13 protein-coding genes and 3 pseudogenes are annotated in these 22,406 nt (G+C 58.8%); 10 read left to right on the top strand and 6 right to left on the bottom strand.

From position 1 onward, the window contains the following. Positions 1-130: 130 nt before the first annotated feature. Positions 131-2,155, bottom strand: a complete 2,025-nt coding sequence (locus tag ACYHH6_RS09810; protein WP_352593471.1) for a CocE/NonD family hydrolase — start codon at positions 2,153-2,155, stop codon at positions 131-133. 815 nt (positions 2,156-2,970) lie between these two features. On the opposite strand from ACYHH6_RS09810, the gene ACYHH6_RS09815 reads away from it, so the two are divergent. The 7 genes from ACYHH6_RS09815 (at position 2,971) to ACYHH6_RS09845 (ending at position 13,194) form a co-directional block, all read left to right on the top strand. Then, entirely contained in the window at positions 2,971-4,554 is a 1,584-nt protein-coding gene (locus tag ACYHH6_RS09815) for an ABC transporter substrate-binding protein (RefSeq protein WP_352522293.1), read from the top strand. Between the two features lie 17 nt (positions 4,555-4,571). Then, the gene (locus tag ACYHH6_RS09820; RefSeq protein ID WP_352522294.1) at positions 4,572-5,510 is read left to right on the top strand and encodes an ABC transporter permease; all 939 of its coding nucleotides are present in this window, start codon (positions 4,572-4,574) and stop codon (positions 5,508-5,510) included. Between the two features lies 1 nt (position 5,511). Next, complete coding sequence (locus tag ACYHH6_RS09825) at positions 5,512-6,405, top strand: ABC transporter permease (RefSeq protein ID WP_352522295.1); 894 nt, start codon at positions 5,512-5,514, stop codon at positions 6,403-6,405. Continuing rightward, entirely contained in the window at positions 6,402-7,415 is a 1,014-nt protein-coding gene (locus tag ACYHH6_RS09830; RefSeq protein WP_352522296.1) for an ABC transporter ATP-binding protein, read from the top strand. The genes ACYHH6_RS09825 and ACYHH6_RS09830 overlap by 4 nt, the downstream gene beginning before the upstream one ends. Then, positions 7,412-8,413: an ABC transporter ATP-binding protein gene (locus ACYHH6_RS09835; protein ID WP_352593476.1), complete on the top strand. Its 1,002-nt coding sequence runs from the start codon at positions 7,412-7,414 to the stop codon at positions 8,411-8,413. The genes ACYHH6_RS09830 and ACYHH6_RS09835 overlap by 4 nt, the downstream gene beginning before the upstream one ends. Before the next feature lie 877 nt (positions 8,414-9,290). After that, entirely contained in the window at positions 9,291-10,913 is a 1,623-nt protein-coding gene (locus tag ACYHH6_RS09840) for an ABC transporter substrate-binding protein (RefSeq protein ID WP_352593483.1), read from the top strand. 253 nt (positions 10,914-11,166) lie between these two features. Next, the gene (locus tag ACYHH6_RS09845; protein WP_352522299.1) at positions 11,167-13,194 is read left to right on the top strand and encodes a CocE/NonD family hydrolase; all 2,028 of its coding nucleotides are present in this window, start codon (positions 11,167-11,169) and stop codon (positions 13,192-13,194) included. A 245-nt stretch (positions 13,195-13,439) separates the two neighbouring features. On the opposite strand, the pseudogene ACYHH6_RS09850 reads toward ACYHH6_RS09845, so the two are convergent. Together ACYHH6_RS09850 and ACYHH6_RS09855 are read right to left on the bottom strand one after the other, a co-directional pair. Then, a pseudogene (locus tag ACYHH6_RS09850) lies at positions 13,440-13,577 on the bottom strand (aminotransferase class III-fold pyridoxal phosphate-dependent enzyme); the annotation flags it as partial. Between the two features lie 263 nt (positions 13,578-13,840). Then, complete coding sequence (locus ACYHH6_RS09855; RefSeq protein WP_488481990.1) at positions 13,841-15,127, bottom strand: ATP-grasp domain-containing protein; 1,287 nt, start codon at positions 15,125-15,127, stop codon at positions 13,841-13,843. A 638-nt stretch (positions 15,128-15,765) separates the two neighbouring features. Between ACYHH6_RS09855 and ACYHH6_RS09860 the strand changes: the two genes are divergently transcribed. From ACYHH6_RS09860 to ACYHH6_RS09870, 3 genes and pseudogenes are all read left to right on the top strand, one after another. After that, positions 15,766-16,053, top strand: coding sequence for a N,N-dimethylformamidase alpha subunit family protein (locus ACYHH6_RS09860; RefSeq protein WP_488481995.1), 288 nt, complete (start codon positions 15,766-15,768; stop codon positions 16,051-16,053). Next, entirely contained in the window at positions 16,043-18,256 is a 2,214-nt protein-coding gene (locus tag ACYHH6_RS09865; RefSeq protein ID WP_352593651.1) for a N,N-dimethylformamidase beta subunit family domain-containing protein, read from the top strand. Before ACYHH6_RS09860 ends, ACYHH6_RS09865 begins: the two co-directional genes overlap by 11 nt. Before the next feature lie 198 nt (positions 18,257-18,454). Next, a pseudogene (locus ACYHH6_RS09870) lies at positions 18,455-19,649 on the top strand (IS256 family transposase). A 405-nt stretch (positions 19,650-20,054) separates the two neighbouring features. Here the strand turns inward: ACYHH6_RS09870 and ACYHH6_RS09875 are convergent. The 3 genes and pseudogenes from ACYHH6_RS09875 to ACYHH6_RS09885 form a co-directional block, all read right to left on the bottom strand. Continuing rightward, positions 20,055-20,585 carry a Mov34/MPN/PAD-1 family protein gene (locus ACYHH6_RS09875; RefSeq protein WP_352522251.1) on the bottom strand — a complete coding sequence of 177 codons (531 nt, stop codon included), beginning with the start codon at positions 20,583-20,585 and terminating at the stop codon, positions 20,055-20,057. Then, a complete protein-coding gene (locus tag ACYHH6_RS09880; RefSeq protein ID WP_352592451.1) occupies positions 20,582-21,310 on the bottom strand; it encodes a ThiF family adenylyltransferase in 729 nt (242 codons plus the stop codon). The genes ACYHH6_RS09875 and ACYHH6_RS09880 overlap by 4 nt, the downstream gene beginning before the upstream one ends. 670 nt (positions 21,311-21,980) lie before the next feature. Next, positions 21,981-22,364 (bottom strand): annotated as a pseudogene (locus ACYHH6_RS09885) (E2/UBC family protein); the annotation flags it as partial. Positions 22,365-22,406: the final 42 nt, after the last annotated feature.

The following is a 22,406-nucleotide window of genomic DNA, read 5'->3' on the forward strand; positions in this document are numbered from 1 at the left end:
TGCATAGCCCGCCCCCATTTTCGGCAATGACGTTGGCTCTCAAGATGGTGTTACGCGCCGTGGCCGTTGCGCCTACCGGCCGCGGTGTCGTGGTCCCTCTCCTGCAATATCCGCAGTCACCTCCATCCGGTCAGACAAAGTCACGCGGAATGTCTTTTGACCATGATCTGTCGAAGATGCGCTCGCCGTTTGCGTAACCGCCGAAATCGATCTGGAGGTGGAAGGTCGAGTTGGTAGCTGTCATAACTGTCCTCCCTTCAACCGCCGTCTGCCAAGTGCCGCGGCCCAGCTCATAGCGTTCGTACACTTCCGTGCGGGCTGTCGAGGGATCGCTTTCGGTGACCGAATAGAACATGTATTTGTCATGGCCAACAACGGTGCCGATGGGATCGAGACGCACGGAGCCGTCGTCACATTTTACTGTGACGGTGACCTGTCTCCGCAATATGTCCATGCGAATGAACCGCTCAAGATTGCCGGGTTTGACTACCGTCGTCGGCATCGACGGAGACCCTTCCGCTGCGCCAAACGCGGGCAACTCATGGTCACCTGGCTGAGGCATTCTGACCGGTAGATGCAGACGGCTTGCATGCGCATATATCCCCAATGTGGCGCGCTCCGGCGCGGGAAATGCAATCGGCCAATATGCGGTGGAAACAGACAGCCGGATCCGGTGCCCGGGCGGGAAGGCATAGCCGATCTCATTCATCGGGAGGCGGATGCTGTATGATTTCCTAGCTTCCATCGGCTGCAGGTTTTCGTGACTGTCGCGGTGCGACAGGTTGAGCAGGCCGTATGTCACTCGGGTGACTTCGCCCGATGGGCTGACATCGGAAAGACGCACCGCCAGGATCGCCGTCGGCTTATCGCAAGTAATCTCCAATTCGAGAACAGGCGACCCCAGGATCGGTGTGGCTTCCGTCAGGGGATGGCTGTCAAAGATTAACGAGCCCCCATCATCCCACCGCTGATCTAGCGGCATCTCTGGACCAACTCTCCCCAGCCCATAGGCGCACCACTCACCGCCCGCGATTCCGACCGTCGCGGGCGAGCTGATTTCAAGAGTGGCTCTCGGCAGCGGCTGCTCGGACAACATGCCAGCGCCAAGGCGGTAGACTCGTGAGGATACATGCGGAGACGGCCAACTGGGGTCCGCGACCCAGTGTCCCGGCCGCTCCTCATAATGCGCCGCGGGCTCCGCCCTGTCCAAAATCCAGCTACGCAGCATCGGTTCCTGCATGATGCCGGTATCCTTGGCCTTCAACCAGTGATCCCACCAGCGGAGGCATTCCTGCAGGAAACCGATGGCGGGACCTGGGACCCCCTCATGAGGGTATTTATGACCCCACGGCCCAATCAGCCCTCTCCGTGGCCCCTCTAGCTTCGAGAGAAGCCGGAATATGGCGTTGGAATAGCCATCTGCCCATCCACCGACTGCGAAGACCGCGCAATCAATTGCGCCGTAATCTTCGCAGACCGAACCATGTTTCCAGAAATCATCTCGGCGCTGATGCGTGAGCCAATCAATCAACGTCGGCCGGGCATTCTCCAACCGCTTCATCCACATCGCGCGCCAGTGGTCCTCGCCAACAATTTCGGGATCTGGCGACTGAGCCATGCGCACAAAACACGACGTACCCCAAACCAATGTATCGTTGAGAACGCATCCGCCCATGTAGTGCGCATCATCGGCGTAACGATCGTCAGTCGAGCAGGTCGTGATAATCGCCTTCAGACCCTTGGGCTGGCGCGCCGCGACTTGCAATGCGCTGAACCCACCCCATGAGATGCCGATCATTCCCACACTGCCGCTGCACCAAACTTGCCGTGTGATCCAGTCGATGGCCTCGACAGCATCGTCCTGTTCTTGCTTGACGTATTCATCCTCGAACAGGCCCTCGGAATCGCCGGTGCCCCGGATGTCTATACGGATGCTCCCGTAGCCATGCGAAGCGAAATAGGGATACATCCGTTCGTCCTCTAGAACGGTGCCATCACGTTTGCGGTAAGGAATGTAGTCGACAATTGCCGGAACCGGGTTGGATGTCGCATCCTCCGGGAGCCAGATCTTGGCAGCCAATCGTGTTCCGTCGGATAGCGGAATCCAGACATTATCCACTAATGTGACGGGTAGCGGTCCGAGGCCGGTCTTCATATTTGACCGTCGATGTTGGTAAACTTCCGGTTTTCCATGGTTGAGACCTATTTATTGAGACGAACCACTTCCCACCGGTCGAAAACCTGACATTTCGACCCGAACCGGTCGGGCAATCTCTCGCTCAAGTGTAAAGGCTCGTGGCGGCGAATTGACGCCTTCGAACGACGTGCGCCTGACTCCAATTCGACTTTAGGCCACTCGTCTTATTCGAAGACGCCTTGCCGGACAGCCGAAATTAAGTCAACCGGCGGATTACTTATTGTGCACTTCGCTATCCAAGCGGTCTGCTTTCGGCAGCCCTGTATCGCCGTGATCAAGCGCTGCTCGGATGAGTGACTGTGGCTTCTCCGAACCCCTTTGTGGCTCTTGAGCGGGGGAGAGATAGCGGCCGCACGTCAGTCCACAGTTCCAAGATGTGTCTGTTCGAAGAGCGGCTGCGCGCATTTGAGGCGCTGCTGGACAGTGAGGCTAGGAAGAACGAGAGCCTTCATTGAGCACCTCCACCATCGAAGATGGCGTGTGCCTGGGGCAGCCGCTGTGGCGCGCTGGATAATCTCCACGCTCGACGACTTGGCCAAGTTGGCGCAGCTGATGCGAACCACAGCGCTTGGGACGGCCGCCAGACACTCACTGCGAGCTAGTCGGTTTCCTGCTGCGCACGAGCGACACCCGGCCAAAGTCGACGAAAAGTCACCCTGCGATTGAGATTATTTCGACTGTGGCGCGGAGACGTGGGCTCTATAGTCGACGAATAAGTAACGAAAGCGACCCGCTGCAAGCGGAAATTCGCCCAACTGAAAGGGGAATGTTTCATGAAAGCTATGATGGGGGGGGTGAGCCGCCGTGTGTTCCTCAAAACCGGTGCCGCGCTCGGCGGGGGTATCGTCGCTGCCGGCATGCCCTTGTCGCAAGCCATCTGGGCAGCCGAAGGCAAGGTGCTCAAGGTGCGCGCCGTTGCGGAACTCAGCAAACTCGATCCCGGCTTCTACACAGGAGTCCAGCAAGTACAGGTGATGAACTGTATCTATTCGAAGCTCATTCGCTATAAGCCCGGTTCCGAATGGACCTGGGAACTAGAAGCGGCAGAAAAGATCGAACAGGTCGATCCGACGCATATCCGCTTCCGCCTGAAGAAAGGCATCAAGTTCACCGGCGGTTACGGCGAGTTGACCGCCAAGGACGTTAAATTCTCCTTTGAGCGAGTCATCAAACTCAATTCGCCGGCGAAGCCCGATTGGGGTCCGCTCGACCGTGTCGAGCTCGAGGATGATTATACGGGCGTCATCGTATTCAGGGCGCCGTTCGTGCCGGTTTGGAACATCGCATTCCCCTATGGGGTCGGCCATATAGTTTCCGAAGATGCGGTAATGAAGGCAACCAAGGATGGCGGTGATTTCGGCATGAAGCCGCCGGCTTTCTCCGGCCCGTATGTGCTTGCCGACTGGAAGCGGAACCAGTATTTGCTCTTGACACGCAATCCGGAGTGGTCGGGTCCGAAGCCGGGTTTTGACGAAATCCGCATCTTGCCTTTGGCCGACGTCAAGACGGCAGAACGCGCCTACCAGGCGGGCGACATCGGTTTCACTGGTATCAGTCTGGATTCACTTGCGACGTACAAGAGCAATCCGCCCGCTGATACCAGGGTCGAGGAATGGCCCTCGCTCCATTACCTCTGGATCGGGATGAACATGGAGCATCCGAAGCTGAAAGACATTAATGTTCGTAAAGCGATTCAATGGGCAATCAATGTGCCGCAGATCCTGGATGCTGCTTATTCTGGCCAGGCTGACGTGGCAACAGGTACCATTCCTCCAGGTATTGTCGGGCACCGTACGAAGGCACTCGTCCCACCAGAAGGCGATCTCGCAAAGGCAAAGGAGTTTCTGCAAAAGGCCGGCGTGAGCGATCTAGCGTTGAGGATAGACTGCTCGAACGATAGCACGTTTTCGACTATCGCCCAGACGGTGCAGGCCCAATTGTCGCAGATCGGCATCACGCTCGAGGTCAATGTCCAGGATCCGGGCTCCTTCTGGACTCTCGGCATGGAATCGGAGGGCGAGCAATGGAAGGACCTGCAGCTCACCGTAATGTGGTTCGATGGTCTGCCGGATCCGCATTACATGACGTCGTGGTTCGTGCAAGATCAAGTGGGCCTCTGGAACTGGGAACGCTTCCGCAGCGGGCGTTTCGACGAGCTCAACGCCAAGGCGCCCACCGTCAGCGACCCGGAGGAGCGCGCCAAGCTCTATTACGAGATGCAGGACCTGATGGAGGAGTCCGGCGCCTACCGGTTCCTGACCCATGAGGGCAATCCACTCATGTATCGCACCACGCAAATCGAACCCGCAACCCGTCCGGACGGGGATCCGCTGTACCTCGATTTCAAGCCGATTTAGCTTTAGGGGACGGGAGCATGTGGCTTTACCTCCTCGAGCGGGTTGTCCTCGCGGTCACAATTGTTGTGATCGCGGTGACGCTTGTGTTCCTGATGATTCATGCGGTGCCGGGTGACCCCGCAGCGGCCCTACTCGGCCCACGCGCCACACCGGAAATGAAGGCGCAACTCCATGAGCAGATGGGGCTGGACAAACCGCTAATCGTGCAGTTAGCTAGCTTCTTCGGCGGGCTGCTCAGCGGCAATCTCGGTTTTGACGTGTTCAGCCAGAGACCTGTCGCCGACATCGTGTTCGATCAATTGCCTTACACGATCGAACTGGTCCTGGTCTCGATCTTATGGGCGGTCTTGGTTGCCGTGCCGCTCGGCTGTTACTCGGCCATGAGGCGTAACGCTGTGATCGACCAAGTCGTTGGGGTCGCGGCGGTCGCCACGATTGCCATTCCTTCGTTTGTCATGGCGGTCTACGCACTTCTGATATTCGCTGTCATCCTGGGCTGGCTGCCAGCGGTCGGGGTCGGAGAGGGTATTTCGGACAGCATCGTCCATCTCATTCTGCCGGCCTTCGCCATCGGAATTGGCTGGGTTGGCTATATCTCGCGACTGGTACGCGCATCCATGCTCGAGATCCTGGGTGAAAACCATCTACGAACGGCTCGCTCCTTCGGAATTTCGGAATGGCGCATCGTTACGCGTTACGCGCTGCCCTTGGCAATCCTACCGACAGTAACCATCCTCGGCGTGGGCATAGCGTGGCTTCTTTCATCCGCTGTTTTTACCGAGGTGGTCTTCGCGAGGCCCGGCATCGGCGCGTTGATCGTGAACGCTGTCAATACGCGCAACTATCCGGTCGCAATGGGAGTTGTGCTCGTCACAACCTTTCTCACGGTCGTCGCAACAACGGTCTCCGATCTGATCGCTGCAACGCTTGATCCTCGAACCCGCGAGAGCCTTTAGCATGGCGAGCGTTGAATCCATCCACTTCGAATCCAATAAGGGGGGGGTCCTCTGCGCGTTTCGTACCTTCCTACGGCAATTGCGCAAGAACCGTCTGGGCGTACTTGGAGCCGTGCTCGTAGTGCTTGTATTCGCAAGCGCGATCTTTGCTCCCCTCTTTATTACACATGATCCCACTCGCATCATGGTCGGGCCGCGTCTGGCCGACCCTTCGCTAAATTTTCTCTTGGGCACAGATCAACTGGGCCGTGATACATTCTCGCGCGTCATCATTGGCGGCCGCATCCCACTGCTTGTCGCATTCGCCTCTCTCGGCAGTTCACTGGCAGTCGGCCTCGTGCTTGGTCTCATCGCAGGGTTCGGGCCGCGCTGGCTCGACAACTTGCTTCTGGTGTTCTTCGATACAATCCGCTCCTTTCCCGGAATTATCTTTGCGCTGGCTGTCATTGGGCTACTTGGACCCAGTCTGGGCAGCGTCATTTTCGTCATCGCAATAACCTCCATGCCTATCTATGCGCGCGTCGTGCGCACCCAGACAGAGGCGCTTCGCAACAGCGAATATATTGCCGCGGAGCGCAGTATGGGCGCCAGCACGACGCGCATCCTCGCCGTGCACGTACTGCCCAACGTTATCGGGCCGCTCCTCATCCTCGTGAGCATGGATGTGCCGGCTGTCGTCGCCGTAGAGGCAGGTCTCAGTTTTCTCGGCTTGGGCGTGCGCCCACCGACTCCTGATTGGGGGGCTATCCTCAACGATGGATATAACTATATCAATCTGACGCCCTGGTTGGTCGTTGCCGGCGGCATTCCGATCGTCCTCGCAACGCTAGGTTTTACATTCCTGGGTGAGGCGCTTCGCGACATATTCGATCCCAAACTGCGGAAAGACCTATGAGACGCGAGGATTCCATATCCCGTACGGCCTCCCGGCCGCTTGAGATCCGCGGCCTCGATCTCGATTTCGGTACGCCGCGCGGGCGTATTCATGCGCTGCGGAACGTTTCGCTCGATGTGCCAGCCGGGCAGGTAGTTGGCATCGTCGGGGAAAGCGGTTCTGGAAAATCGACGCTCGCCTATGCGGTGTTGGGCCTGCTTCCCGAAAATGCAGATGTCACAGCCGGCAGCATCGTGTTCGAAGGTCGAGACCTGCTCAAAATGTCCGCTCCAGCGCGTCGGAGTCTACTCGGTGACCGTCTTTCGATGATTTTCCAAGATCCGATGACCGCACTCAATCCGGTGCGGACAATCCAGAGGCAGATGATCGACATCCAGCACCACGAACAAAGCAGCCGGAGCGAAAAGCGCGGTCGTGCCATCGACATGCTTAACCGAGTCGGAATTCCCGATCCGCAAAGTCGGATCGCTGCCTATCCACATCACTTCTCAGGTGGCATGCGTCAGCGCATCTGCATCGCCATGGCGCTACTTGTGAGACCGGCGCTCCTCATCGCCGACGAGCCGACCACTGCCCTTGACGCAACGCTGGAAGTGCAGATTATTCATCTACTCAAAGATCTGCAGAAGGAGATCGGATGTTCGATCCTCTTTGTTTCTCACCATCTCGGCGTTGTGGCTGAGCTGTGCGACCGGGTCGCCGTCATGTATGCGGGCGAGGTGGTGGAGCAAGGGGCGGTACGGGACATCTTCCACAATCCTGCTCACCCCTACACCCGCGCGCTGCTTGAGTGCGACCCAGGGCGGATCAGAAAAAAGACACGCACTTTGCCGACCATTCCCGGTGAGGTGCCGAGTCTCCTCGGTAGCAAGAGAGGATGCATCTTCCGCCAGCGGTGCCCCCAGGCATTTAATCGCTGTGCGCAAGAGAACCCGGTCGAGTACCGCATCGGCGTGGACCAAGTCGCCCGATGCCACCTTCTGGGTGAAGAGCGGCTGATTCCGGCATGACTGCGTTGCTTCGCGTCCAGGATTTGCGCGTCCGCTTCCGCACTATGAGTCCGCTGAAAGCACTTGCCACCGGTACAAAAGGCCCCTTTATCGACGCAGTATGCGGTGTTTCCTTTGAGATCCACAACGGCGAGACATTGGCCCTTGTCGGCGAAAGTGGCTCGGGCAAATCCACTGTTGCGCGCACGATAATCGGCCTGCAGCGGCCTGTGAGCGGCAGCATCAGCTTCGATGGACAGGAAATTGAGAAGCTTAGGGTGGCCGAACGCAAGCCTTACTTGCGGCGCATGGCCATGATGTTCCAGGATCCCATCGGCTCACTCTCGCCCAGGTTGACCGTCCAATCGCTTATAACTGAACCTTTCCGGATCCATAAATTAAAGGATCGCGATGCCGGAAGCGAAGCCGAGCGCTTACTGCGCATGGTCGGCTTGCCGGCGGATTTTGCTCGCCGCTATCCCCATCAGCTTTCCGGAGGTCAGGCCAGGCGCGTGGGTATCGCGCGGGCTCTTGCGCTCAAACCCGATTTGATCATCGCCGATGAGCCGACTGCGGGCCTTGATGTCTCGGTACAGGGCGAGGTGCTAAACCTGCTCGCGCGGCTTCAGGATGAACTCGGCATGGCGATCCTGATCATCTCGCACAATCTCAATGTCGTGCGCCACATGACCGATCGCATGGCGATCATGTATCTAGGTCGTTTCATTGAGATCGGCTCGACGGCGCGTATCTTTGAGCACCCGCGTCATCCCTACACGGAAGCGTTGCTATCGGCCAACCCGGAGCCAGACCCGGATGCCGTTCTCAATCGCATCGAACTCAAGGGCGAGGTCCCCAGCCCGATGAAGCGGCCAGCTGGCTGTGAGTTCCACACACGTTGTACTTACGCGCAAGACATCTGCAGCCGCGTCTTTCCCGAACCGTCAGCAAGCCGGGACGACGCGGAGCACAGCTTCAAATGCCATTTCCCGCTGAAGCATGAACCAGCTGCAGTTTAAGGAAAGATCTCTCCAATGAAGCTAAGGGAACACGCATAGCACGACGCCACCGGTCTGGCCTCTCTCGTGAACGGGGGCGAGGTGACTGCTGTGGAACTGACGCGTTTGGCCCGCGAAGCCCACGACGAGGTCTATCCTCGCATCAATGCCGTAATCGAATTTTACGACGACGCTGAGACCGTTGCTGACGCGGATGCTGGGCTCTTCAATGGTGTGCCATTACCTCGGAAGGTGACGGATCACTTCTGAAGCTGGCCGCCTCCAGGAAAAAGGAAGTCGCCTGTATAAGGGCTATCGTCTCGATACCGACAGCTATTTCTTTCGTCGAGCCCGGTTGGGTCCTTGAGACCACCATGGGTGCCATTCAACGCTCGGGTCTTTCCGCTGTAGAACTCCTCGTCGAGGCCGCTCAGCTTGAATAGGTTGAAGTCTGCACCCTACGGCCCCTTGCTGCAGACGATCCGGGTGAAGTGGCCAGCTGATACGTCCATGGAGCTGCATCGCGCGGCGGCAAGACAACGGTCTCGACCAAGTTCAAATCGTCGCGCTGCGCGCGATAGGTCGAAAATCAGGCGCGGCAAGGTATCGACCGGATAAGAGTTCCGTCGGGTTTAGCCAGAACGAGGAAACCGGACCGGTCATCCACCCGGTAAGGTCAAACCAATCAGCGGCCGAATCGCAAAAAAAATCGCCTGTCGATTGACTTTAATTCGAGTGCTCAGATGCGCCCTTTTCTGTAGCCTACGGCGTACCTGAATTGAACATTCCGGCGGAAAGTCAAGCTCTTTCACACGTCTTACAATGCCAAAAATACGAAACTGCAATCAGCAACCAATACTGGGAGGTTCGGGTGGGGTATTTTACCAAGTGCAAGCCGATGCCTAAGCTCTTCGACTGTCTCGCAGAGGAAGCAAAAAAGGGCGGATTGGATCGGCGCGAGTTCCTGGCGCTCGCTTCCATCTTTGGTGCGTCGACAGCTATGGCGTACACGATGCTGGATACAATGCCGCCAGCGCACGCCCAAGAAGCGCCTAAGAAAGGCGGAGCTCTGCGAATATCCATGTTGATCTTTGGTCCGAAAGACCCACGTCTGAGTGATTATCCGCAACTATCTAACATCTACCGCCAGTTCCTCGAACCTTTGGTCAAGTATACTACTGAATACACGTTCGAACCCAGGCTTCTTGAGAGTTGGGACACGAATGACGACGCGAGAGAATATGTCCTGCGACTGCGGAAGGGCGTCAAGTGGAACAATGGCGACGACTTCACTGCAGATGACGTGGTGTTTAACCTGCTGCGCTGGTGTGAAAGGGACGTGCCTGGGAACTCAATGGCCGCGCGCCTGGCCACGCTCGTTGATGAAAAGACGGGCAAAGCAATAGAAGGCGCCATTATAAAAGTTGACGACCACACGATTAAACTCAAGCTGCCAAAACCCGATATTACGATCATTCCGGGGTTTGCCGATTATCCCGCGCTAATCGTTCACCGTGACTATGAAAAGAACGGGTCGGATATCGTTGCGCATCCGATAGGTACGGGACCCTTTGAACTAGCGTCCTACGACGTCGGCCAAAAGGCAGTCCTGAAGCGTCGAACAAACGGAAGCTGGTGGGGCGGCGAAGCCTACCTGGACGAGGTGCAATTCATTGACTATGGCGGCGATCCGTCCGTCGTTCAGAGCGCCTTCGAATCAGGTGAAATCGACGCGACGTATCAGACGTTCGCAAATTATGTCGGCGCCCTTGATGATATCGGCTTGGTGAGATCTGAAGCGAAGACGTCGACAACGCTAGTATGCCGCACCAGGGTTGCCACTAGGCCGTATGATGACCAGCGCGTGCGCAATGCTCTGCAGTTGGCAGTCGACAACAGTGCTGTTCTACAAATTGCTGCCAATGGCTACGGCACCGTTGCTGCGAATTATCATGTAGCGCCACTACAACCCGAGTATTACCCGGTACCGGAAAAGAAGCGGGACGTTGAGGCTGCCAAGCGCCTTATGAGCGAAGCTGGGCAGATGGATTTCGAACACGAGATTATCACTAGTGACGAGGAATGGCATAAGGATACGGGCGATGCGATTGCCGCGCAGTTGCGCGAGGCCGAATTTAAGGTGAAGCGTACGGTTTTGCCCAGTAGCACTTTTTGGAATGGATGGTTGAAATACCCTCTTTCGATAACAAACTGGAACATGCGCCCCTTGGGTGTTCAGGTGTTGGTGCTTGCCTATCGCGGTGGCGCAGCATGGAATGAGACGGCATGGTCAAACCCCGAATTCGATAAAAAACTCGATACGGGATTGACGATGCCCGACCCGGAGAAGCGCAAGGGGCTCATGAAGGATATTGAAACGCTCCTGCAGGATTCTGGCATCATAATACAGCCTTACTGGCTTACCTTGTTCAATCATTCTACAAAGCAAGTTAGAGGCTACGCAATGCACCCGACATTCGAGATCGACCTCGGGAAGGTTTGGCTCGACGAGGCTGCTTGAGAAACTGCTGGTATAATCATGGGAGCTTCGTCGGGCACGACGAAGCCCCTGCATCTGGGTGCCCGCGGAAGCGCCGTTCGCTGGTCGCGAGGCCTTCCGGCTGCGAGTTCCACACGCGTTGCCCGTTTGCATAGCCAGTTTGTGCGAGCGAGGTGTCGCCCCCCGTGACCATCGGCGCCAGCCGGTTGACTTGCCATTTCCGTTGAACATCGAAGCTCCTGCCGCAGGCGCGAGCGCATAGAAGGGTCTCAACATGGACGATACTCGCGTCGTCTCCGACTTCCCCCGCAAAGTGCGGGAGATCGAGAATATCTGGATCCCGCTGCCGGACGGCGTGAAGCTCGCTGCCCGCATCTGGTTGCCGGAGGACGCTGAGGCAGACCCGGTACCTGCGATCCTGGAATACCTGCCCTACCGCAAGCGTGACGGGACGGTGGAACGCGACGCGCTCACTCATCCCTATTTCGCCGGCCATGGCTTTGCCGGGGTGCGCGTCGACATGCGCGGCTCAGGCGATAGCGAAGGCGTTTGCAAGGGCGAATACCTCAAGCAGGAGCAGGACGACTGCCTGGCGGTGATCGAATGGCTCGCGAAACAAACCTGGTGCTCGGGCAGCGTCGGCATGATCGGCATCTCCTGGGGTGGCTTCAACGGCCTGCAGGTTGCCGCCCGCCGCCCGCCGGCACTCAAGGCTGTGATCTCGCTTTGCTCCACCGACGATCGCTACAATGATGACTGCCACTATCTCGGCGGTGCGCAGATGTGCAGCAATTTGTCGTGGGGCGCGATAGCCTGGACGATCGCCATGACCCCGCCCGACCCCGCGCTCGTCGGGGAGCGCTGGCGCGAGATGTGGGAGCGGCGGCTCAACGGCAACGGCATTTGGCTGCAGGATTGGTTTGAACACCAGCGCCGAGACGATTTCTACAAGCACGGCTCCATCTGCGAGGACTATTCCGACGTCGACGTTCCTGTCTACGCCGTGAGCGGCTGGGCGGACGGCTATCCCAACCCGGTCTTCCGCATGCTCGAGAACCTGCCGGGACCTCGCAAAGGCTTGATCGGTCCTTGGGGCCATAAGTATCCGCACTTCGCCATACCTGGGCCACGGATTGGGTTCCTCCAGGAATGCCTGCGTTGGTGGAACCGCTATCTAAAGGACATCGATACCGGCATCGCCGACGAGCCCATGTTGCGCGCCTGGATTCAGGATCCGGCGCATCCCGCGCCGCTCCACGAAGAGCGATCTGGGCGTTGGGTGGCAGAGCACTCCTGGCCCGCGCCGGGCATTGTCGAACGCCGGCTAGCGCTTTCACCGGGCCGTCTTGCAGAAGGGGACGGCAGCGACGCCGTCCTCACGATCTGTTCGCCGTCCACCGCTGGGCTGTCATCCGGTGCCTGGTGCGCCGAGGGCATGACGCCGACGCTGCCGGTTGACCGGCACATGGAAGCCGACAGCGCTTTGGTGTTCGAAACCGAGCCTCTTGGCGAGGCGGTGGAAATTCTCGGCTTCCCGGAGTTCGAGGTGACACTCGCCTCTGATAAGCCGGTGGCAATTCTGTCGGCCACGCTGTCGCTCGGGCTGGAAGACGGCGCAGCCGTGCTGGTCAGCTATGGTGTCCTGAACTTGACCCATCGACACGACGACCTTGAACTGGCACCGATGACGCCGGGCAAACCCGAAACGGTACGCATGAAGTTGCGTTGCTGCGGACAGCGCTTCGAAAAAGGACAACGTATCCGGCTCGCTATCGCTACCGGCCATTGGCCTATCGTTTTTCCCAGTCCGGAGAGGGCAACTCTCTCGATTTATTGCGGCGCCAGCAGCCTGATCTTGCCGGTACGGAAGGCGAATGATCTGGACGTCAAACTGGCGCCTTTCGCGGAACCCGAAGGCGCGCGGCCCATGGCACGGGAGGTCATCGGGCCTGGTGAACCTTCGCGTCAAGAGATCACAACGGATCAGGTGACCGGCGAAACAACGTTCCGCCTTTCGAGCGACACGGGTGCCGTGCTGCACCCGCATAGTGGTTTGATTGTTTCCGCAAAGCACACTGACACATTCACCGTGCATCCGGACGACCCGAATACGGCGCGCGGAACCTGCATTTGGGAGAAGTCCTACGCCCGCGATGACTGGAAGGTTCGCATCGCGGTCTCGGCCACCGCGCGTGCCCTGCGCGACGTATGGCGCATCGAGACACGCATCGTCGCGCATGACGGTGAGGAGCTTGTCCTCGAACGCGACGAGGTCAAGGACTTCCTTCGCGATCTCAATTGACCGGTAACGATGCCCCTCCTGCGCAGGACTGCTGGTTCGTCGAGACCGTCCAGGGATGTGCTGACTTACGACCGTGCGGTTTCTACGCTATCTTCTCGTTCAAGCGGACGTGGCGTCCGTGGCGGAGCATTCGATCTCAGCCCACATCCGTCTATCGCTCGCAACCTCCTGGGATCTACTTGAGGAACATGCCGGGTTATCCGCGTCACACGCAAGGCGCTCTTGAGGCGTTCGGCGAGCCGCACCTAGCCGCCATAAGGAATGCTGCCGAAGAAGGTATGGGTGAAGCGCTGCAACTGCGTTCTGACTGCATCAGCCACCTGCGGATGCGAATGTCCGACCGCAAGCGCGCCCATGCCGCCGATGAAATCGATATACCGGCGCCCCTCCGTGTCTCAAATCTCCGCGCCTTGGGCGCGCTCCGCGCATACCGGAAACGCACATGCAACGCCGCGCGGCAGCGCGCGCTCACGTCTCGCGTGGAGTTCTGCGCTCGATCGTGCCATCATGCTGCAATACACTCCCTTGTACAAACACGCGTTAGATCGGCTGCCAGCTTCGTCAGTGAGATTTGCCCTAGCGTGGTCATGGCCGCTCCTCCGTTGGTGCGCTGTCCGTTTGCTAACTCTAACGGGCTTGACAACGATCATCTTTCATCGGGCGCCGCCGACGCTGGAGCAGAGAGGGTTGGGCCCAGGGACTGTTCCTGTTCGCCAACGGTCGGAAATGGTGTGATGGACCAGTCGATTAAGTCGACGGCACGCTGAAGTGTCGCCTCGGTCAGAGCACGGCTGGGGGAAGCGGCGAGGATTTGACCGATCCGGTCTCGGTAATCGCCTTTCCTGATGATCAGCGTCTTGGCTTCAACAAAAAATTTGACCTCGGCGACACCCGATATAGCAGCCGCCCTGCTGTCGCCATCGATCCAATCGAGAGTGCCATCGCAATCGGGAATTAGGTACCGCGCGGCCGCAGTGTGCGAGCGCCTTTTGCGCAAATTCCATTGCTCCCCGATGACAAGCTTGATGTGCTCGGAAACGAGATCAACACCGTAAGCAGCCTGAACCAGTTGAGGAACGGGCGAACCCGCAAGACGCGGATTGACTTCAATGACGACTGGACCACGCTCCGTCCACCGGAGTTCAATGTTCGCTGGCCCCCAACCAAGGCCGAGAGCTCGCAAACAGCTCAGCGAAACATCGGCGATCCGCTCATGCTCGTCATCGGTCAGCAGGGCCGGATAGATGCGCTCACGACAGACGAAATGCGGTGGCCCGTAGTCAGCGGCGGCAACCCCAATGACCTCATTTCCCATTACTTCAAGATTATACTGGGGGCCTCCGGCGAATTCTTCAACCAGCATCCTTGGCGACGACCGCCATATGTGCTTCCCGCCCAACAGATAGGTCGTATGTTCGGCCACCTCATCGGCGTTGCGGCACAATCGGACACCGCAGCTTCCTGCGCCCACGGCCGGCTTAAGAATCACCGGCAGGCCGATCTCCGCGGCAGAGCTTTGCACGTCCGCCGCATTCGCTGCCAAGCGATACGCAGGTACTGGAACGCCGGCCTCCGCAAGGAGCTGACGTTGACTGAATTTTTCGCAGCATCGTTCAATCGATGTGGGGTTCGGTCCCGGTAGATCGAAATACTGGCAGAGCTTGCCAATTGTCGCGTAGAACGCCTCCAGGGAGGACGTAATTCCAGCAACGTCATAAGTGGCCCCTAGACGGGAACATTCACGGATCAGCGCATCGAGATTGTCTGTATCGACACGGATTGCCTCGTACTTTTCTGCCGCCAGATACTCGTACCGAGCTGGATCAGCCGACAGCGTAATTGGATGAAGACCAAGACGCTGGGCCGCTTGGATGTAGAGGAGACCAGTACCCGTTGGATCGCCTTCGACCAGAATGAGTGCTCTCGTTGCCATTGGTTGTTGAGCCTACCTTTGCGTATTGTGTGGTCAGCGCCTGTCGCCACCCGGTTGTTTAGCCGTGACGACCTCAGACTTGGCTGTGACAATAGCAGTGTCGGTGATTTGCGGGCGCGAAGATCCTGCAAACTTATTTGAAGGTTTTGTTGCAAGTAGCGGCAATGAAGCCGCGCGCGATCGCGCCGTTAGTCGCGCCAGCTGCTGGCCGGTCCACGAGATCGGAACTGGCTCGACGGAGGTCTAAAAAAGGTGGTCCGGGTTTGTTTGTTGACTCAGGTGCGAGGTGATATTTTTGCAGTTCGATAGCGCTGGTGTTTGGCGCTGCAGATGTTATTTCGTGCCGTTATCGAGACGATGGTGCTCCTGACGCCTCGGCGACTAAAGCAACAACAACGATGAGCTCTTTAGCCGGCTAGGCGATCGAGTTCATTTTAGGTTACCGGAAAATTTTGTCAGCATCGAGGGTTCACAAATGCGCGGGTCCAAGAATTGCCACGCTATGCCAGGAGGCCGCTGTGACGATCGACTGTTCGAGCGCTAAGTTCGTAAAGTCTCAATGGGAGTGCCCGCCTGAGAGTGCCGGTACGGCGGCGGCTCGATCTGCCTTGGCGGGGTTTGCCGCGCGTTCTGACCTGGTGGGCGAGTTCTTGGTCGCGCCTTTTGGTCGCCACAGCGCCGAGCTGCGTCTCATTCTGGACGTCATGCGCTCACAGCCGCTAGCTGGCAAATGGATAGCCATTATGACACGGCCCTATAGCGAGTGGCGCGCTGCGCGGTGGTCACTTGACATACCCTTGCGGGTGGCCGAAACGGCCCCCGCGCGTTTTCAATCGCGCGAGGATGTTGAGCGCTGGGTTTTCAAGGAGCGTTGGCAACACCTCATCGGTGCGCTCCCAATTCAGGAGGGAGGCAATGATGTCTGATCGTCCAGCGATTCTCGCTTATGCCGATCGCGACAGCGTTAAACCTGGCGAGACGATCTCTTTCGCAGTCAGTTGCATGAAACTCGACAGCTTCGACTGCGATTTCGTGCGGCTCCTTGGCTTCGATGCCGGACCGGAGATGCCACCGTTCCAGCCGCCCGTCATGCCGGTTCGGGAGGCCAAGCGTTATCCAGGACGCGAGCAACCCATTTGCGCTGGCTCCTACATCAAGGTGGATGGATCGCAGCGGTTGGCGGATCTTGGATCGGTAACGGTTTGTGCCTACGTCATGCCGACCCTTATAGCCGGCCAGCCACGTTGCCTGCTCAGTACTCTGACCCCCCGTGGGGGTGGGGGAGTAGCATTGCGTCTGGAGGCAGACGGCTGCCTGGCGGCAATCCTCCGAAATACAGTCGAGCCGCGGATCTACCGCCTGGATCGCCCCTTACCTCTGTGGCTCTGGAGTTTCGTTGCTCTGAGCTATGATGCCGAGCGCCGACATTTGTTGGTTGTGGTCCATCGCCTCGCTTCCGGGACGCATGACCATGTTGGCGCGAATTGGCTTACTGTAGATGACGTAGAGCCGCCCGCGAATGGCGATGGCCGCCTTCTAATAGCCGCCGAGCGGGATGGCGACGGATTTCCTTGCCACCATTTTAATGGCAAAATCGAGCGCCCCCGGATTCTGGCTGCGGCACTGTCGCTCGAACAACTCAGCGATTTGGCATCACGCAAACCGACTGAACCTTTGAATTGGCCCTGTCTGGGCGATTGGAATTTGATGGGCGAGCCAGTATCAGAAGTTGTTCCAGATGAATCAGGCTCTGGTCACGACGGCGTGTGCATCAATCAGCCCACCCGCGCTGTCCAGGGATCGGCTTGGGAAAGCCCAACGATGGATTGGCGCCGCGCGCCTGAGCAGTACGGCGCGGCTCACTTCCACCACGACGATATTGAAACCCCCGGCTGGCAGGAAGACCTGAGGCTTACCGTGCCGACCGATTGGCCCAGCGGCTGCTACGCCGCGCGTCTGCGCGGCGCGGATGCAGAGTTTTTTGTTCCGTTTTTTGTACGACAGTCTGCCGACGCCACCAGCGATGTTGCTTTTCTGGCACCGACTGCAACATATGCGTGCTACGCGAACTTGACCATGCAGCGGCAAACGAACGAGTATAACCTCGGTTGCATCGCATCCTCGTACACGCCGCTCGATCTGCTGGCTTTCGAACACCCCGGCATTGGTAAGTCGCTCTACGATCCGCACGAGGATGGCAGCGAGCGGTGCATTGGCTCGCTGCGACGTCCGGTGGTGAATCTCCAGCCTGGAGGATGGCTTTGGAATTTCCAGATTGACCTTTGTTTGCTAGGCTGGCTCGCCCGCGTGGCTCCGGATCACCAGACACTGACGGACGAGGACCTCGACCGCGAGGGCTTGGCAGCACTGGACAAATGTCGGGTACTTATTACCGGGAGTCATCCTGAATATTGGTCGCTGCCGATGTTGCAAGCCCTCGATGACTTTCTCAATCGAGGTGGACGGCTCATGTACCTCGGCGGGAACGGGTTTACCAGTGCGATCGATTATCATCCTAAACGAAAAGGCCTGGTTGAATTCAGGCGGCGCCATTCAGGAAACGGCCGCTTTGGTGCTGGCGAAGCCCATAGCAGTTTTACTGGCCGCCTCTGCGGCATGTGGCCGGACTTAGGCAGACCCGAACAATCGCTGGTAGGCGTGGGATATCTGACAGAAGCTTTCGATCGGGGTAGTTATTATCGTCGTCTCGCCGTCAGTGACGATGCCCGAGCTCGTTTCATTTTCGAGGGGGTAACAGAAGATGTCATTGGCGATTTCGGCATCATCGGTGGAGCCGCCGGGCTTGAGATCGATGTGGTCAATGAGGAGCTCGGTACACCACGTCACGCACTCGTGGTAGCCGCTTCCGAGCAGCACGGCAGTTCTTACGCGCGCATACTTGGTGGCCTTAACTATTTCACCAGACTATGGAATGATGCCCCAAGGGAGCCCATTCGTGCGGATATGACATTCTTTGAGACACCCGCAGGCGGCGGGGTCTTTTCTGTAGGCTCGATAGCTTGGGGCAGTTGCCTCCCGCACGCCGGCTATCTCAACAATGTCGCACGCATATCTGAGAACGTGTTACGCCGCTTTCGCGATCCGACACCCTTCCAAATGCCTGACTGAATCGCGGCAGTCGCTTAAGGCAGATATCTGGTAGCCTAATTGTCAACCTCTCATGACCCTTCGGGTGCCAGATCGCGTTCGATGAGCCGCCTCTGACGAGGTAGTGTGCTGAGAGTTCTGCAAATTCGCTGAGAGGGGGCGGTCATGGCAGGCTGGTGATTGTTCACGTCACCTGATTCCCGCGAAGGAACGCCGCCAGTGACCAAGACTGAAGTTAAGACCGCCAGCGCTGCCGTCAAAGACATTTTGCTTTCGAACCCGGATGGATTGCACGAAGTGCTCCGTGCGGTGATGCAGGAGGTGCTTGAGGCCGAGATGGACGAGGCGCTGGGTGCCTCGAAGAGCGAGCGCACGCCCGAACGGCTTGGCTATCGCTCGGGCTATTACGGCCGTACCCTTGTGACGCGGGTCGGCAAGCTCGAGCTGCGGGTTCCGCAGGACCGGGCCGGGCGCTTCTCCACCGAGCTGTTCGAGCGCTACCAGCGTTCCGAGCGGGCCTTGGTGGCGACACTGGCGGAGGTATGTGCAGGGCGTGTCGACCCGCAAGATGAAGGCGATCACGGAAGAACTGTGCGGCCATGCCTTCTCGGCCTCGTCGATCTCGGCCATCAACAAGCGGCTGGACGAGAGCCTCGCTGCCTTTGCCATGCGCCCCCTTCAAGAGCCGTTTCCTTACCTCATCCTCGATGCGCGCTACGAGAAGGTGCGTGAAGCCGGTGTTGTCATGAGCCAGGCGGTGCTGATCGCGGTCGGTATCGACTGGGACGGAAGGCGCCAGATCCTGGCCGTGGAGATGGCCAATCGCGAGAGCCGCTCGGCCTGGAGGGACTTCCTCGTCGGCCTCAAGGCGCGCGGCCTCAAGGGCGTCGAGTTGGTTGTGTCCGACGATCACGCCGGCCTGGTGGCAGCGATCGGCGAGGTGATCCCCGAAGCCGCCTGGCAACGCTGCTACGTGCACTTCCTCAGGAACGCGCTCGATCATCTGCCGAGGAAGCACGGCGACGACTGCCTGCAGGAATTGCGCTGGCTCTACGACCGGCGCGATCTCGCAGAGGCCAGGGCTGATCTTGCCGCATGGCTTGCCAAATGGTCGGCACGCTATCCGCGCCTGACAGGCTGGGCCGAGGATGCCATCGAACAAACCCTGACCTTCTTCAGGCTGCCGAGACAGCACCACAAGCATCTTAAATCCACCAACATGCTGGAGCGGCTCAACGAGGAAATCCGCCGGCGCACCTATGTCGTGCGCATCTTCCCCAATACCGAAAGCTGCCTGCGCCTGGTCAGGGCCTTGGCCGTCGAGACCAATGAAAACTGGATGGAGGCCAACCGATACATCAATATGGACGAGCTGCGCGAGCACAAGAAGCTCGCTCTGCGCCAAGCCGCATGACCAGCATCATGGCTGCCCCATTTTGCAGAACTTGACGCACACAACCTCTGACGACACTACAACTGAGGCAGGAGGCAGGCACCTATCCCCTGTTCTGGACCACTTCGAACCGCTGCTCGACGGGGATTTTTCACGTCGACAGAACAGAAATGTCCTGACGCCCATTTCGTAGCCACGTCCCGGCGCGAGCTTTCGCCAAATATTATTGGAGGGCATGGTTAGTGCACTGAAGCTCTTGTCAGAAGGGAACACTGGTCCTTATGGCGCGGCCCGCGTGGCACCGGAAAAAATACGCTACTGAGCCTCGCAAGAACACACTCGCCAGTGACGAACGGCTATTGCTCTAGGTGGAGGTTTGTCGTTCGGTTTATATCTCTGCCATCTGCATTCGAGATCTGCCGAGCTTCATTCAAGGTGCGCCAAGCTGCGGGTAGATGAAGTCAATGAAGAATCGATCGCCGCGGCGTTTCGCGAAAATGCCAACTCGTAGACGGAAGATTTGTCGCACACAGAAACGCACATTCCGTCCGGAATTGGATTCCTGCCGACGATCACCATGATGAAGCCATTCAACGCGTGGTAGGAGCGGCGCACGGAATCGGCGATGTTTCGGCGGTCGATACACGAAGGCGATGCGATATCCTCTGGGTGCGTATGCCAGCAGCCTACGAAATGCCGCCCTCGCGAAAACATGTCATTGACCTCACGCTGTTCGGCCCGCTCGTCGGGCCGATAAGAATAGCGGGTCCGTCGATCTCCGCACCTCGGGCCGGTAGCAACGTCGATGTCGATCACCGGAAGCTGAAATCGTGCAAATAGCAGTCCACCGGCCTCCTTGTGCCAAAAGCGGGTTTGACGGTGTTGGTTGAAGTGCTCCAGAACGCTGTCACTAAACGCGAGCGATTGTCCCGATTGTCCAATGTCGAAGGAGATCACGCCGCCAGATCCTTCGCGGCCCGGCTCCATCGTCTTTCGACCATGGTTGCGCCGTCGAGCGCTTGCGGAGCGATGGCTCGCAGTTCGTCGCTCCATGCGCCTCCCGCAGCTTCAACGAAGGTGCGGCGCGCGAGCCAGATGCGATGTGTAGCCGATGGAGCCTGACCGAGAAGGGCGTCGAGTGTGGTCTGCGCGACCATCGAGGTGATGAACCCCAACTCGACAGGGCCGTAGGGACCGAACGCCGCTCCACAGGCGGGCTCGTACCGCCGGGTTTCCTGTGCCCAGCGCGTGGCGACGAGGTGCGGCAATCCAGTGGCATCCAGCCCGTCGCGCAAGCGGTCTTCGACGCCGGAGATGACGATCGCGTGTCCGGCGGCGGCATGCGGCTCCGTCCAACCGTAAACGATCGGAAAGCGTCGCGTTTTTTGGACAGCCTGCCATTCGTCGAGAAGGGATTCGCTCGGCCAATCGCCAAGTGCCGAGACGATGAGGTCGACACCGGCGAGGGGACAGTCGGCGCGAAGCAGAAGGTCCTGCACGAGCGAGTTATGACACTCCACATTGATGTGCGGAAGGTCCGAGCGGATACGCTTCGCGAGTTCGATTGTCTTGGCTGCGCCGACCGAGCCGACTCCGAGAGGGTGTCTGCCGACATTGGCGCCCGTGAAGGTCTGCTTGTCGACGAGGATGACCTTGCCGACGCCGGCTCGGGCAAGCGTCATCGGAACCGGTCCGCCGACTGATCCGCATCCGAGAACGGCGACGGTCGCCCCGCGCAGCGTGGGAATCCGCGGATCGCGGTCGCGCCCATGGACCCGTCGGATCGACGCGTTCGACCAAGGTGCGCTCGGCGGCATTTCCCCCGAACAGTCGGGCGTGCAGCACGTTATAGGGCACGCACGAGGGGCGAAACCCGGCGATCAGCGGATCCGATCCACGAACGATCTTCGGTCGATTGACGACCGTGGTTGCGAGCGCCGGCCCGTTCTCGGTTCTCGAGCCCAGCATCACGATCAGCTGTTGACGCATCTCGCGGGCAAGTTCGTCGAGATGGTCGGCGATGCCGGCGCGGGCGGCGATATCGTGGACGTCCTTCGCCGAGGAAGGATATTCGGACGGCAGCAGGACGACGTCCATCCAGACCAGCAAGCCGCTATTGAAGCGGAGCTCGGCTGCGGGGATTGCCGGAGCGAAATTGCGAAGCCAATCGCGCAACGTGTCGTCATTGTCGGCGATGATAGTTCTTCGTGCGCATTCCCAGATCCTGACGATCCGCGATGGCGGCGCGGGTTCGATCAGCGACAGGATGGTCCGGGCCCGTCCGCGTCCTGCATGATGCCAATATGTGAGAAACTCGCTTCGGAAGTCGCCCTTGCGCTCGCCGCGGATCAGCGCTTCGATCAGATCGAACGTCATCTCAAGCAGTTCGGCGATTCCAGCGTACGGATCGTCGATGGGAAACGTGGCGTGATCCGGCACCAGACAGAGCACGCCGTCGCGTTCGACATGGGGCCAAGTCAAAAAGGAAGGACGGTCGACCAGCGCGATCCGCGCGGGCGCAAAGGGAAAGGCCGCGGTCACCAGAACGTCGAGCCGGCGCCGCCGATCGGAAAAGTCGCAGTCGAATCGCCAGCCGATGGGGAAGCGCCCCCCGTAGCTAGCGAGTTGTCTGGCGTCGAGCCTTAGCGGGCGCAAGCCAGCTTGCTGCCAGCATGATTCAACGACGTTGACGGCTGAGTTGAAGCGCTGAGCGAGAGGGTCGACACCCTCAGGCATTCCGGCGATCTCCCTCGATCCGGACGGCCGAATTCCGCGCCT

It is taken from the genome of Mesorhizobium sp. P171375 (assembly GCF_057786075.1).

What these genes read in the sequence shown, in the direction of transcription:
- ACYHH6_RS09840 (WP_352593483.1), top strand. Translation starts at nt 9,291, where the DNA reads ATGCCTAAGCTCTTCGACTGTCTCGCAGAGGAAGCAAAAAAGGGCGGA.
- ACYHH6_RS09845 (WP_352522299.1), top strand. Translation starts at nt 11,167, where the DNA reads ATGGACGATACTCGCGTCGTCTCCGACTTCCCCCGCAAAGTGCGGGAG.
- ACYHH6_RS09855 (WP_488481990.1), bottom strand. Translation starts at nt 15,127, where the DNA reads ATGGCAACGAGAGCACTCATTCTGGTCGAAGGCGATCCAACGGGTACT.
- ACYHH6_RS09830 (WP_352522296.1), top strand. Translation starts at nt 6,402, where the DNA reads ATGAGACGCGAGGATTCCATATCCCGTACGGCCTCCCGGCCGCTTGAG.
- ACYHH6_RS09865 (WP_352593651.1), top strand. Translation starts at nt 16,043, where the DNA reads ATGATGTCTGATCGTCCAGCGATTCTCGCTTATGCCGATCGCGACAGC.
- ACYHH6_RS09835 (WP_352593476.1), top strand. Translation starts at nt 7,412, where the DNA reads ATGACTGCGTTGCTTCGCGTCCAGGATTTGCGCGTCCGCTTCCGCACT.
- ACYHH6_RS09880 (WP_352592451.1), bottom strand. Translation starts at nt 21,310, where the DNA reads ATGACGCTTGCCCGAGCCGGCGTCGGCAAGGTCATCCTCGTCGACAAG.
- ACYHH6_RS09815 (WP_352522293.1), top strand. Translation starts at nt 2,971, where the DNA reads ATGAAAGCTATGATGGGGGGGGTGAGCCGCCGTGTGTTCCTCAAAACC.
- ACYHH6_RS09825 (WP_352522295.1), top strand. Translation starts at nt 5,512, where the DNA reads ATGGCGAGCGTTGAATCCATCCACTTCGAATCCAATAAGGGGGGGGTC.
- ACYHH6_RS09820 (WP_352522294.1), top strand. Translation starts at nt 4,572, where the DNA reads ATGTGGCTTTACCTCCTCGAGCGGGTTGTCCTCGCGGTCACAATTGTT.
- ACYHH6_RS09810 (WP_352593471.1), bottom strand. Translation starts at nt 2,155, where the DNA reads ATGAAGACCGGCCTCGGACCGCTACCCGTCACATTAGTGGATAATGTC.